15 protein-coding genes, 1 tRNA gene and 2 pseudogenes are annotated in these 12,536 nt (G+C 61.3%); 9 read left to right on the top strand and 9 right to left on the bottom strand.

Going from position 1 to position 12,536, the window contains the following annotated elements; all coding sequences use genetic code 11:
- Positions 1 to 242 precede the first annotated feature (242 nt).
- A pseudogene (locus ACR3FF_RS22540) lies at positions 243 to 491 on the top strand (HNH endonuclease); the annotation flags it as partial.
- Here the strand turns inward: ACR3FF_RS22540 and ACR3FF_RS22535 are convergent.
- Positions 451 to 524: transfer RNA gene (locus tag ACR3FF_RS22535), tRNA-Val, on the bottom strand. The pseudogene ACR3FF_RS22540 and the gene ACR3FF_RS22535 sit on opposite strands and share 41 nt — an antisense overlap.
- A gap of 85 nt (positions 525 to 609) precedes the next feature.
- Between ACR3FF_RS22535 and ACR3FF_RS22530 the strand changes: the two genes are divergently transcribed.
- Complete coding sequence (locus ACR3FF_RS22530) at positions 610 to 879, top strand: DUF7538 family protein (RefSeq protein ID WP_458190388.1); 270 nt, start codon at positions 610 to 612, stop codon at positions 877 to 879.
- Positions 880 to 986: 107 nt separating this feature from the next.
- Positions 987 to 2,939, top strand: a complete 1,953-nt coding sequence (locus ACR3FF_RS22525) for an ABC transporter ATP-binding protein (RefSeq protein WP_458190387.1) — start codon at positions 987 to 989, stop codon at positions 2,937 to 2,939.
- Positions 2,940 to 2,966: 27 nt separating this feature from the next.
- Here ACR3FF_RS22525 and ACR3FF_RS22520 read toward each other — a convergent pair whose 3' ends face one another.
- The 4 genes from ACR3FF_RS22520 to ACR3FF_RS22505 form a co-directional block, all read right to left on the bottom strand.
- Entirely contained in the window at positions 2,967 to 3,470 is a 504-nt protein-coding gene (locus tag ACR3FF_RS22520) for a hypothetical protein (RefSeq protein WP_458190386.1), read from the bottom strand.
- A gap of 106 nt (positions 3,471 to 3,576) precedes the next feature.
- Positions 3,577 to 4,422, bottom strand: coding sequence for a trehalose-phosphatase (otsB, locus tag ACR3FF_RS22515; protein ID WP_458190385.1), 846 nt, complete (start codon positions 4,420 to 4,422; stop codon positions 3,577 to 3,579).
- A 19-nt stretch (positions 4,423 to 4,441) separates the two neighbouring features.
- Positions 4,442 to 6,019 carry an alpha,alpha-trehalose-phosphate synthase (UDP-forming) gene (locus ACR3FF_RS22510; RefSeq protein ID WP_458190384.1) on the bottom strand — a complete coding sequence of 526 codons (1,578 nt, stop codon included), beginning with the start codon at positions 6,017 to 6,019 and terminating at the stop codon, positions 4,442 to 4,444.
- Between the two features lie 289 nt (positions 6,020 to 6,308).
- Positions 6,309 to 6,623, bottom strand: a complete 315-nt coding sequence (locus ACR3FF_RS22505; protein ID WP_458190383.1) for a DUF5789 family protein — start codon at positions 6,621 to 6,623, stop codon at positions 6,309 to 6,311.
- A 150-nt stretch (positions 6,624 to 6,773) separates the two neighbouring features.
- Here ACR3FF_RS22505 and ACR3FF_RS22500 point away from each other — a divergent pair, with 150 nt between their 5' ends.
- Positions 6,774 to 7,511, top strand: coding sequence for a creatininase family protein (locus ACR3FF_RS22500; protein ID WP_458190382.1), 738 nt, complete (start codon positions 6,774 to 6,776; stop codon positions 7,509 to 7,511).
- A gap of 25 nt (positions 7,512 to 7,536) precedes the next feature.
- On the opposite strand, the gene ACR3FF_RS22495 is transcribed toward ACR3FF_RS22500, so the two are convergent.
- Entirely contained in the window at positions 7,537 to 8,040 is a 504-nt protein-coding gene (locus tag ACR3FF_RS22495) for a DUF5790 family protein (protein ID WP_458190381.1), read from the bottom strand.
- A 275-nt stretch (positions 8,041 to 8,315) separates the two neighbouring features.
- Complete coding sequence (locus ACR3FF_RS22490; RefSeq protein ID WP_458190380.1) at positions 8,316 to 8,657, bottom strand: dihydroneopterin aldolase family protein; 342 nt, start codon at positions 8,655 to 8,657, stop codon at positions 8,316 to 8,318.
- 84 nt (positions 8,658 to 8,741) lie between these two features.
- Between ACR3FF_RS22490 and ACR3FF_RS22485 the strand changes: the two genes are divergently transcribed.
- Entirely contained in the window at positions 8,742 to 9,350 is a 609-nt protein-coding gene (locus ACR3FF_RS22485) for a translation initiation factor IF-2 subunit beta (RefSeq protein WP_458190379.1), read from the top strand.
- Positions 9,351 to 9,454: 104 nt separating this feature from the next.
- On the opposite strand, the gene ACR3FF_RS22480 is transcribed toward ACR3FF_RS22485, so the two are convergent.
- The gene (locus tag ACR3FF_RS22480) at positions 9,455 to 9,682 is read right to left on the bottom strand and encodes a DUF7860 family protein (RefSeq protein WP_458190378.1); all 228 of its coding nucleotides are present in this window, start codon (positions 9,680 to 9,682) and stop codon (positions 9,455 to 9,457) included.
- A gap of 91 nt (positions 9,683 to 9,773) precedes the next feature.
- Between ACR3FF_RS22480 and ACR3FF_RS22475 the strand changes: the two genes are divergently transcribed.
- Positions 9,774 to 9,992 carry a DUF8151 family protein gene (locus tag ACR3FF_RS22475; protein ID WP_458190377.1) on the top strand — a complete coding sequence of 73 codons (219 nt, stop codon included), beginning with the start codon at positions 9,774 to 9,776 and terminating at the stop codon, positions 9,990 to 9,992.
- Positions 9,993 to 10,042: 50 nt separating this feature from the next.
- Entirely contained in the window at positions 10,043 to 10,792 is a 750-nt protein-coding gene (gene azf, locus ACR3FF_RS22470) for an NAD-dependent glucose-6-phosphate dehydrogenase Azf (RefSeq protein ID WP_458190376.1), read from the top strand.
- Positions 10,793 to 10,834: 42 nt separating this feature from the next.
- Here the strand turns inward: azf and ACR3FF_RS22465 are convergent, their stop codons facing one another.
- Positions 10,835 to 11,452, bottom strand: a complete 618-nt coding sequence (locus ACR3FF_RS22465) for a DUF309 domain-containing protein (RefSeq protein WP_458190375.1) — start codon at positions 11,450 to 11,452, stop codon at positions 10,835 to 10,837.
- A gap of 100 nt (positions 11,453 to 11,552) precedes the next feature.
- On the opposite strand from ACR3FF_RS22465, the gene ACR3FF_RS22460 reads away from it, so the two are divergent.
- Positions 11,553 to 11,915, top strand: a complete 363-nt coding sequence (locus tag ACR3FF_RS22460) for a DUF7344 domain-containing protein (protein WP_458190374.1) — start codon at positions 11,553 to 11,555, stop codon at positions 11,913 to 11,915.
- Positions 11,916 to 12,207: 292 nt separating this feature from the next.
- Positions 12,208 to 12,536: pseudogene (locus ACR3FF_RS22455) on the top strand (hypothetical protein); the annotation flags it as partial.

The raw sequence follows: 12,536 nt of genomic DNA, 5'->3' as shown, positions 1-12,536 counted from the left end.
TTCGAAGTTGATCTCGCGTAACCCGCCCTAACGAGGTTGAATTCGTGAAGATTTCCAGCGACAGCTTTCGGATTCAGTGGACTGTTCGGAGCGCTCACCGCCGTGAGCGCTCCTATAGCTTCCTCATCTCGGAGCAATTGCCTGTGACTGACTGTGCTGACCCGACCAACGAACAGAATCCTGGTTCGCTCGCCCCGGATACAGCGGGCTTAGCCTAGAACGGATGGGTCTGTAGCGAAGATGGGTCGAACCATATGCTCGATGTACACCACATCGTTCCTCGCGCTGAATTTGATGTGGTAGAACACTCGAACATGCTCTACAATCTCGTCTTGCTCTGTCGAAGTTGCCACAAACGAGTTGAGCACGGATCGATTCCCTGTCCGCATCCAGAAATAGAATCTCCAAGTATCGAATCCAAGATAAGACAATTTATGGGTTTATTTTACATGGGTCCGGGCGGAGTCGAACCGCCGATCTCAGCCTTGTAAAGGCCGCGTCATAACCAACTAGACCACGAACCCGTACCCGGGAGAAACCGCTCCGAAGGAATAACTGTTACTTTCTCGGTTTCGTAACGACTACGACCGTCGCTAGCAATCTGCGGATATGGACGACTCGCTCTCCGCCCTCGGCGAACAGGACGGCTGGAAGGTAGACGAGTTCGCCGCCAGAGTCCACTATCGCGGCGCGGACGACTACTACAGCATCGAGTTCTACCGACCCAGCCAGTGCGTACTCTACTGGAAGGTCAAAGGCGACGGTGAGATGGCCGTCCCCGTCGGACGCAACACGGTTCCCGCGCCCCTGCGCGACCGCGTGCGACAGGATTTGGCCGAAGCGGGCATCGACCCCGAGGTCGAAGACCGAAATCTGTAAGTGTCGGTGTCACGGCACCCGTTTTGACAACGTGAAAATTATACTGTAATTCCGTGTTTCGGTTCGTAGGAAACTCTTATCAATCCCGTGTCCCGTGAGAGAGAACAATGAGCATACATGAAGACGAAGACGACCCGTTCGAGGAACAACGGGAGAACGCCGAGAATCCGATGCGGCGATTGTTCCTCGAATACGGTGGCGAGAACAGACTCGCCTTCGTCGTCGGGGTCGTGTCGAGTCTCTTCGCGCGGGTGCTCAATCTTCTACCGCCCATCATCCTCGGCGTCGCTCTCGACGCTCTGTTCCGGGAGGGAGAGCAGATTCCGTATTCGGAAGCACTCGCGAAGTCGGTCCCGTTTCTCTCACAGAGCTTCGCTACTCGAATCACGCCGGGGTCACCGCAAGGGCAGTTCTGGTTCTCTGTCGGTGTGGTTGCAGTGGCGTTCGGTGTGGGTGCGGCGTTCCACTGGGCACGAAACTGGGGATGGAACTCGTTCGCCCAGAACATCCAGCACTCGGTTCGGACCGACACGTACGACAAGATGCAGCGACTGGATATGGAGTTCTTCTCCGACAAGCAGACCGGGGAGATGATGTCCATCCTCTCGAACGACGTGAATCGCCTCGAACGCTTCCTCAACGACGGGATGAACTCCGCGTTCCGACTGGGCGTGATGGTGGTCGCTATTGCTGCCGTCTTACTCACTATCAACTGGCAGCTCGCGCTCGTTGCACTGGTTCCGGTGCCGCTCATCGCGCTGTTCACCTACAAGTTCGTCCAGATAATCCAGCCGAAATACGCCGACGTGCGCTCGTCGGTCGGGAAGGTGAACTCGCGGCTGGAGAACAACCTCGGCGGAATCCAGGTCATCAAGACGAGCAACACGGAAACGTTCGAATCCGACCGCGTCGAAGACGTATCGAACGACTACTTCGGTGCGAACTGGGACGCCATCGTCACCCGAATCAAGTTCTTCCCGTCGCTCCAGATACTCTCAGGTCTCGGCTTCGCGTTGACCTTCATCGTCGGCGGCCTCTGGGTGTTCAACGGTGAAGGCCCGTGGTTCTTCTCGGGCGACCTCGAAGCGGGGCAGTTCGTCACGTTCATGCTGCTCACCCAGCGGTTCATCTGGCCGATGGCGCAGTTCGGCTCCATCATCAACATGTACCAGCGTGCGTACGCGTCCAGCGCCCGCATCTTCGGACTGATGGACGAACCGAGCCGAATCGAAGAAGACCCGGATGCGGAGGATCTGGTGGTCGAAGACGGCGAAGTCGTCTACGACGACGTGACTTTCGGGTACGACGAGGAGGTCATCGTCAAGGACATCTCGTTCGAGGTCGAGGGCGGCAACACGCTCGCGCTCGTGGGGCCGACCGGGGCCGGGAAGTCCACGGTGCTCAAACTCCTGCTCCGGATGTACGACGTAGACGAGGGTGCCATCCGCATCGACGGCACCGACCTGCGCGACGTGAGCCTGCCGAGCATCCGCCAGGCGGTCGGCTACGTCAGCCAGAACACGTTCCTGTTCTACGGGACGGTGAAAGAGAACATCGAGTACGGGACGTTCGGTGCGAGCGACGACGAGATAATCGAGGCGGCCAAGGCCGCCGAAGCCCACGAGTTCATCGAGAACTTGCCGGACGGCTACGACACGAAGGTCGGCGAGCGCGGGGTGAAACTCTCGGGCGGGCAGCGCCAGCGTATCTCTATCGCTCGCTCCATCCTGAAAGACCCGGAGATACTCATCCTGGACGAAGCGACCAGCGACGTGGACACCGAGACGGAGATGCTCATCCAGCGCAGTCTCGACCGCCTCACCGAAGACCGCACGACGTTCGCCATCGCCCACCGCCTCTCGACCATCAAGGACGCGGACAAGATAGTCGTCCTCGAAGACGGGAAAATCGTCGAGCGTGGCCCACACGAAACACTGCTCGAAAGCGACGGACTCTACGCACACCTCTGGGGCGTGCAGGCTGGAGAAATCGACGAACTGCCACAGGAGTTCATCGACCGTGCAACCCGCAGAACGGCACGAACCGACGCGGACGACTGACACCGCCCACGTTCGCGGACGGTATCGCTATCCACGTCGCCCGCGGTGGTATCGCCGTCTTCCTTCGTCTCGCTGCACGTCAGGCTGACGGGAGAGTATCGCGTTCGCACGTCGTTCGTACTGTCGAGCGTCTGCGCTTCGTCTCTCCCGTGGTTCTCGTCGTCCCCGTCGTCGCTCCCAATCCGGGTCGCATGGTCCGCCGTACTTCGGCACTTCGGTCGGTTGCTCCGTCTCCTCTGTCGTCGATTCCTCCGCCTCTTCGGACTGACGACGCTGCTCGTTTCGGCGTGGACGTGGTGTCTCCGACCCCATCTCTCGCTCTCGCATCCGGCGTCGATGCTGGACACGACCGGACTGCTCCGGGCGTCGGAACGCCTGTCGAGAGGTCTGGCCCGGACGTCGCTGTCCTTCGTACCGCGATGGGTTGTTCGCGGCGCGCGAATATCGGCTCGTCCGCTGTCGCTCGTCCTCGGGATCGTCTGTCGATTCCTCGCGTGCGTTTCGTTCGGTTTCGTGGTCGTCTGTCGCCATGGTTCTCGCCAGCGGGATACTCGCAAGTAGCGAATAAACCGCCGTGACCGTTCAGACAGTTCGGTCCCTTCTCTGCGGCGTTTCGAGTCTGTAACACGGGGTTTCGTCACATCATCCTGGCGACCGGTCGCGTCTCCGTGTCCGTCTGAAGGAACTCGACGCCGTACTCCGCCAACCACTCGACCGTCGAGCGAACCGCAGTCGGGTCGGACACGCGGTAGCCTGCGACGGTCGGGGGGACGCTCCCGACCTTGACGCCGAGTCCCGACTCGGGGAGCACGTCGAAGGCGTCTTCGTCGGTCACGTCGTCACCGACGTAGAGTGGGACCCACGTCTGTTCGTCGGGTACGTAGCGGTCGTACAGCCATCGAATCGCCCGTCCTTTGTGCCAATCGACGTCGGGGCGAAGTTCGAACACTTGCTTGCCGCTCGTCAGGCGAACGTCGTCCGGCTCGTGTGCGACTTCGCGCACCGCCCGTTCGACCGCCGAAACGCGGTCGTCGGAGACGAGTCGGTAGTGAATCGACGCGGAGACGCCCTTGTTTTCGACGAACGCTCCCTCGACGGTGGCGAGTCGAGTTTCGAGGTCGTCACAGAGACTGCGGATGTCGTCTCGTGCGTCCTCGGCGACCGGATGGACGAGTCGCTCGTCACCAGCGTCCAGTTCCAGTCCGTGATTTCCGGCGTACGCGACGCCGTCGATACCGACACGGGTTCGAAGGTCTTCCAGTCCGCGGCCGCTGACGATGCCGACCTGTACGTTACGGGCATCGCGAAGATTTTGGAGAGCGGTTCGAGTCGCCAGCGGGAGCGTCACTTCGTCGGGATGATCCTCGATAGGTGCGAGCGACCCATCGAAGTCGAACATGGCGAGCATCCCGTCGGCGTCCAGCAGTCGTTTCACCAGTGCGTAGAGGTGTTCGTCGAGAGGGTCTGGTAGCTCGTTTGTCATTGCTCGAGTATCGCCTCGGTTATCGGTGTTCTCGTCGTCGAATCGGTTCGTTAGCGATGGTACGCCCACGCCGAATCGCGTTCACGGTTCGGAACTGCACGTTCATCCAGGCGTACACGTTGTTCGAGCGAACCTGTCGTTCGAGGTCCCGCATGCGACGTGCCCGTTCCGATTCGGGAAGCGAGAGCGCGTGTTCGATGGCGTCCGCGAACCCCGCCGTATCGTGTGGATGCACCGTCACTGCCCCGTCGCCGAGTTCCTCGTCCGCCCCCGCCAACTCGCTCAACACGAGCACGCCAGGGTCGTCCACCTGCGACGCGACGAACTCCTTTACGACGAGGTTCATCCCGTCGCGTCGTGGGCTCACGATGCCGAGGTCCGCCTCCCGGTAGAGTGCCGCGAGGGACTCCGGCGGGAGGAACTCGTTGATGTAGACGATAGGCGTCCAGTCCTCAGTTCCGAAGCGGTCGTTGAGTCGCTCGATTTCGGATTCGACTTCCGTCTGGAGTTTCTGGTACTCGGGTATCTGGCTCCTGCTCTCGCTCGCCTTCTGGACGTAGGTGAGTCGACCGTGCCACTCGGGGTGTGTCTCCCAGAACGCCTCCAGCGCGGCCAATCGCTCGGGGATGCCTTTGGTGTAGTCGAGTCGTTCGACACCAACCGCGAGCGTCTCGCCGAGGTCGTTTCGGCTGCGAAACTCGTGCCAGAACGCGGACGCGTCGGACGAGTCTGCGAGTTCCCGTCGGTGGTCGGCGTCGATTCCGAGCGGAAACGGCCGGACGAACGTTCGTCGTCCATCGTAGACGACACTCCGGGTCGCACGGTCGACCATCGTGTCGGGTATCATCGCTGCACAGTCGAGAAAGTTCCGGCAGTAGCTGTCGGTGTGAAATCCGAGAAGGTCGTTCCCGAGAAGGCCGGAGAGAACCTCCTCGTACTGTGGACACGTCTGAAAGACGTCCCACGAGGGCCACGGGATGTGCCAAAACTGCATACAGAACACGTCAGAGAGGGCATCGCGTACCATCTGTGACGCCAACGCGAGGTGATAATCCTGGAGCCAGATCAACGGCGTTTCGTCTTCGGCACCCCTCGTTTCTTCTCGCATCGCTTCCTCCACGATAGCATCCGCGAACGCGCGGTTCGCCGACCGGTACTGCGTCCAGAACGCCGGGTCGGCGTTCATCTTCGCCGGGTCGATGTGACAGACCGGCCAGAGCACCTGGTTGCTGTAGCCGTAGTAGTAGCCGTCGACCTGTTCGTCGGAGAGCGGCACGCGTCGCAGGTCGTACGCCGGGGACTCCGGCGGAACGCCGACGCGACCGTTTTCGTCCGTCATCTCGTGGTCTGCGTCACCGCTCGCCCACGCGACCCACGTTCCACCGGCAGACTGCACGACCGGGTCGAGTGCCGACGTCAGACCGCCTGCTGGGCGTTTCACGACGACATCGTCTGACACGCCCCCGTCGCTTCTCTCCTCTCCGGTCTCGTCGGCGCCGTACTCGTGACTGTACGGTTGGCGGTTCGAAGCGACGACCAAGTCGTATTCGTCGAGCAGAGCCGAAACCGTCTCCGCTGTCGGTGATTCCCCCGTCATACCGTCGTCTGCAGGCCCGTGTGGAGACCTGCAAGTCTGTACTCACCTCTCATCGGGTACGTCGGTGGTTGCTGACTGCGGGGAATAAGGCAGTCGTCCGTTCAGGTGCGTTCGACGAGAATGAACGGTGGTAGTGGCGGTCTACCGTCGAACAGACGAAGGTAACGACACCGTACCACTGCCGACCGCGAAAACGAGTCCGGTTAACGGCTCGTTGCCGCGCCGAAACGAGTCCGAACCCCGTGTTCGTCGGGGTAATCGGTGGTGTTATCTCCCGACTGTCGCCACGTCAGAACGATTCTTGGTCGGGGTCTTCGCCCTCGGTCTGTTTGCTTCCCGCACCACGGTCGGAGTAGCGTTGGCGACCGACTGCACCGCTGTCCACCATCGTCATGATGGACTGTCGAACGCCGTCCGCGTCCTCGAAGGTGTCGTTCATCGGTCCGAGCACTTCTTCGAGCGTCTCGGAGCCGTTCTCGTACTCGATTTCGTAGTCGCCGTACTCCTCGACCAGTTCGTCCGCGCTAGCGGGATAGTCGTGGCTGTCGAGTTCGTCGCTCAGTTCTCCGAGTTCCACGCCCATTTCGCGGTCTTCGTCAGCCATGTCAGAATCGATGGCCGTGACTGAGTAAGACCTTCTGGCTAGTCCGCCGGAAAGTACCACGCGACCCGAGACGCGAACGATGGTCCACCGGGGGCGAGTTGGAGAGGACGGTTCGTCGGGTACAAGATAGTTCCCGCGCACGGAACAGACATGCACCTCTCAGAGGCGACGTGGACCGAAGCAGACGCAGTCGAGACGAACCTCGCGGTCCTTCCCGTCGGGAGTACCGAACAACACGGCCCCCACGCACCTCTCGGCACCGACTGCCTGAACGCCGAAGCGGTGGCGGAGGCGGGTGCGGAGGCGTACGACGGCGACGTGGTCGTCGCGCCGCCCGTTTCGGTCGGCGTGAGCGAGGAACACCGCCAGTTTTCCGGCACGCTGTGGGTCTCCGAGGACACGTTTCGCCAGTACGTCCGCGAGACGGTCGCCAGCCTCGCACACCACGGCTGGAACCGAGTCGTCATCGTTAACGGCCACGGCGGGAACGTCGCCGCACTTCGCGAAGTGGCGGGGCAGATAACGCGCCACGACGACGTCTACGCTGTGCCGTTCACGTGGTTCGAGGCGGTCGGCGACCACCGAAGCGACATGGGTCACGCCGGGCCGCTGGAGACCGCACTGTTGCGATTCGTTCACCCGGAACTCGTTCGAGAAGAGAGAATCGACGACGCCAGCGAGGGCGCGAGCGACGGGTGGGGTGAGTGGGTGTCTTACACCAACCTCGCGTTCGACAGCGCGGAGTTCACGGCGAACGGCGTCGTCGGCGACCCGGAAGAAGGAGACGAAGAACGTGGTGAGGAACTGCTCGAACTGGCGACGCAGTCGCTCGTCAAACTGCTCGAAGCGGTGGCGGCGCGGGACGTAGGGCGTCCCGAACACCGATAGTCACCGGGTTCCTCGCGTTCGCGGGTTACTCCGCTTCCGCCTCTTCCGCGCCGTCGTCCGAAGCCTCCGAGTCGTCCTCGCCGTCGTCTGCTTCGGCCTCCTCGTCTGCGGCCTCGGTTTTGGCGTCGGTCTCGCCGTCTGCTGCGTGCAGGTCTTCGAGTGCGCCTTTCAGACTGGGAATCGTGCTCGCCAGTTTGCCGACCTGCTTGCGGGCGTCCTCGATGTCGCCGATGGCCGAATCGAGCGTCTCGATTTCTGCTTCGAGGTCGTCTGCGTCCTCGAAGGCGTCGGCGCGCTCGCCCATCGCGTACCACTTCTTCGCGTCGTGGAGGTGGTCTGCGGCGTCGCCGACGTCGAGTGCGGAGCGCAGCGCGTTGAGCGCCCCCAGCGTGTTCTCGGCCTCTGTCTCCCAGACGGCTTCGACTGCCGGGAGTTCCTCTCGGGCGGCGGCGAGGTGTGCTTCGACATCCTCGCGCATCTCGTTCGCTGCCTCACCGAACAGTTCGTCGTCGAATGTCGATTGGCTCATGTCAGACGATTCGGCGGGATTGCATTTAAACGATGACCCGAAACTGAAAGTGAAACTCCACCTTTTGCTGCGGGAGCGCGGCGATGCCGTGCTCCCTGGCAAAATCTGGACCAAAACCTCGGTGCTCCTTTCAGTCCGCGCCGAGTCCGCTCGCTCCTCGTTTCACTCGTCGCTCGCGGTACGACCGCTAGCTTTCCCGCAAAATCCGGATGGCCTACCGCTCCCGGTGGTCGCTAATCGTGTCCTCTTCCGGTGGACCTCGGCTGTATCTCCCGTCACTCCTCTCGAACCGACTCGATTTTCATCAGCGGATAGCCGTCTTCCATCGCCATTCGCGTGAGGACCTCGGTTCCCTCGTGTTCGACGGCGATTTCGACTTCCATGAACCGGCCCGTCAGTTCGGTGTACCCGTGGTCGATTTCGGCTTCGAGTTTCTCGGTCAGGATGTCCACCGTGACCGACTCGCAGAACGGTTGGTTCTCGATGCTCTCCTCGATGGCTCGTTCGAGGCTCGGCGCGCTCTCGGGGCTAACGGGCGTGCCGGCGAACTGGTGGTAGAGCGCGCCGAACTTGATGCCCGCCTCGAAACAGGCGGCGTCTCGCGTCGTCGGGTCCATGCCTGCCGAGAGGGGGTCGAGGGTTAAAATTCGTGCTGACGTGCGACACGGAGAACATTTATGTGTCCATCACCTCGCTCGGGTATGGATTACGATTCAGCACTCGACAGAGGCATGGACGCGGTTCCGGACCTCGAGACGAGCGACGAGCGGTTCAGTTTTCCCGACCCGGCGGTGCAGAAAGACGGGTCGTTCACACGACTGACGAATCTGGACGACATCGCCGACGCCCTCTCGCGCGACGGCGAGCACGTCCACAGCGCGCTCCAGCGCGAACTCGGGACGAGCGGGAAGTACGAGTCCGGACAGGCCCGCTACAGCGGGTCGTTCTCCCCCTCGGATTTCGAGGCGGCACTGGACGAGTACGTAGAGGAGTTCGTCATCTGCTCGGAGTGTGGCCTGCCGGACACGCGACTCGTGCGCGAGGATCGCAACCTCATGCTTCGCTGTGACGCCTGTGGTGCGTTCCGCCCTGTGACGAAACGAAGCACGACGAGCCGAACCCACCAGCAGAACGCAGTGGAAGAGGGCCGCACCTACGAAGTCAAAATCACGGGTACCGGGCGCAAGGGCGACGGCGTCGCAGAGCGAGGCAAGTACACGATATTCGTCCCCGGCGCACAGGAAGGGGACGTCGTCACCATCTACATCGAAAACGTACGCGGCAACCTCGCGTTCTCCCGCCTCGCGTAGTTTCTCTGCGTTCACATCACGCCGTTTCTGACACCTCTCTCTCTCATCGCGTCGTCTCTCACCGTCCCACTCGATTCTCGGGCGACGGTCTGTCGTTCCCGTCGTCACTCGGTCAATGGGAGGAAAATTCCGAACACGAACGGGGAGAGGAGTCCGAGCAGGATGCCGACGATTTCGAGGTCGGTAAAGAGCATCGTCTCCCACCCGGGCAGTGACCCGTACAGTGCGGTCCCGAACGTCTCACCGAGTACCCCGATAGCGAGGAGCGCGACACCGAGGAAAAAGCCGGTCTTCGTGAGTTTCGGATAGTCGAGGTCGCCGTATCGTCCCATAGTTTTGTTTCTGCGATAGACCACAAAAGCGTTGCGTCGAGTGTGCTGAGGGCAGCGAAAGGTTCTTGCCCGCAACGTCCGGAGAGATGGTATGTACGAACCACTTCTGGAAATCGGTACGTTTCTCTTCTACCTGCTGGGGTCTGGACTGTTGACAGCACTCGGCCTGTTGGCGGAGTACGACGGGTTGAAGAGTGCCGCGGCCGGCGACAGCATGATGGCACTCTGGTTCGTCTACATGGGGACCGTCGCGCTCGTCGCTGGCGCCATGCTCGCTCGTGAGAAAGTCATCGAACGTGCAGTCGCGTAACGTCGCAAAATCGCATGGTTCTTATCATCGTTGTGCTTCTAGCCGACTGAATGGACGACCCCGTTCTGCTCACGGGCTCCGAGGGCCGCGTCGGGTCGGCGATTCTCGGCGACCTCGAATCGAAGTACGACTGGCGACTGCTCGACCGTGAACCGCCAGCAGAAGAACCGTCTCACGAGTTTTTCGTCGCGGACATCACCGACTACGATGCAGTGTACGACGCCGTCGATGGTGCCGGTGCTATCGTCCACCTCGCCGGCGACCCGCGGCCGGAAGCACCGTGGAACAGCGTCCTCAGTAACAACATCGACGGAACGCACAACATTTTCCAGGCCGCAATCGATTCGGGGAGCGTCAAGAAGTTCGTCTTCGCCTCGTCGAACCACGCAGTCGGTGCCTACGAAACCGAGGCGAGAATGCCCGACCTCTACCGGGAACACGACGAGTTCCGCCTCGATGGGGACGAACTCCCTCGTCCCAGCAACCTCTACGGCGTGAGCAAGGCGACGGGGGAGATTCTCGGGCGCTACTACCACGACGAGTTCGACATCAGCGTGGCCTGTGTCCGAATCGGCAACCTCACCGAAGGTCACCCACCCAAAGATTACGAGCGTGGACAGGCCATGTGGCTCTCGTACCGGGACTGTGCCCACCTGTTCGACCGCTGTCTGCAGGCCGACTACGACTACGAGATCGTCTACGGCATCTCCGACAACGACCGGAAATACTACTCCATCGACCGAGCGCGCGAGGTGCTCGGATACGACCCACAGGACAACTCCGCCCTCCACGACGAGTGAGCGGTCGGTGAGTATTGCGGTCGGCGACCTCCGTGCCCGATTCTACTCGAACAGGCCGTCGACGTCGCGTTCTCGCGAATCGCGCCGCTCGACGTGCTGTCGAAGTCGTCGAAAGACCAGCCCCCGATTCTCGTCGTCGCGGACGAAATCCAAAAGGAGCGTGATGAACCGACTCCCCTCGTCACCGGATTTGAGGTCGTCACGGGCGAACTGGATGGCACGTTCTATCGTCCCGTCGTCGTATTCGAACTCCTCGGCGAAAACGAGGGCCGCCGTCGCAGACGCGTCGAAAGCGAGGTCGTGAGGACGGAGAACGGCCCCTCCACAGGTCAGTCGCGGTGGGGTAGTCCGCTCTACGTGCTCGGGGTCGTCGCGGACCGCGCGGAGATACGACCGAACGTCTTCGACGTTGACGCCACGGTAGTCCGCCGGAAGGCCATCCAGGTACGAGACTGCACTCTCCGCCAGTCCCCGAATCCCCACCCAGTTCGCGTCGTGAGCGTGAAACACCACCGCAGTAAACTGGATGAGACCGTGAAGAAATCGCTCGTCGTCGGAACCGCCGTCGAGTTCGAGCCAGTGGTCTTCCCACGCATCGTGGGCGGCGTGAAACTCACCTGCGTTGTAGATGGCGACACCGGCCCGAAGAGAGTCGTCCATACTACCGTGTTCTCGTCGGAGGTGAAAACTTCTTCCGGAGAGACATTTGTTAACACACCATAATGATTATTCGAGTGGGTCGCGTAGAGACGGAGAAGCGATGCTACAAGGGGCGGTCAACGACGACCAGTCGCTGAACAGAATATTCCGACTACTGGCGAACGAACAACGTCGACTCGTACTCTACTACCTCCACGAGTTGGACGGCCCTGCCGAGATCGGGGACATCGCTACCCAGGTCGTCGCATGGAAAACCGGAAAACCCTGCGAGGACGTGACCGACGACGAGCGCGACCAAACGTTGATACGCCTCCGAAACGTCGACCTGCCGAAGTTGGCAGACGCGGGCGTCGTCGAGTACGATTCGAGAACCAACGTCGCCCGATTCCGTGAACCGGGCAAACTGTTCGGACTCTTCCTCCTCCTCGCAGCGCGAATAGAACGCCCGTTCGGAAGCGAATGACCGAACGGTGACAGCGCACGAATCGTGTCGTTACGAACCGCGATCGGAAAATTGGGGAGTTATTTCGCCGTCTTCTTCGCGGCCCACTTTTTCAAGTCCTGTACGAACAGTCGGTAGGATTCTGCTTTACTCATACACGAGTAAATATTCGATCGGAGTTGAAAAGTGTCACGATTGGGAGTACATTTGGCCTGGGAAGGCATATCACGACCGGGGAGCCTACGCTCTGGGTCCCTGCGGAGGGAGTCGACCGAACGACAAGGGTCATACGCCCGACAGTCGTGGTGGTGGTGTGGACGACGCAGACAGAAAGCGGACGACCGTGGCCTCGTTCGGCGACCTCGCCGACGCCTATCTCGACAGTGGCGTTCACCGTGACGGTGCGGACCTCGAACTGCTCGTCTCGTGGTGTGAGGACGCGACCCGGGCACTCGACGTCGCCTGCGGTGCGGGACACACCGGTGGCGCGCTCGCGAACGCGGGCGTTCCGGAGGTGGTTGCCACGGCCGTGTTTAATCGCCAGACAGCACCGGATCAAGTCGCTGGAGTAAGGGTGATGAAGCGGAAGACTGCGAAGTGTGCCAACGCAAATCTCCCGCTTCACCGAACGAACTGTCTTCG

It is taken from the genome of Haladaptatus ordinarius, from assembly GCF_054177595.1.
The sequence above is the reverse complement of the archived record's forward strand: the minus strand, read 5'-3'. Positions and strand labels throughout refer to the sequence as shown.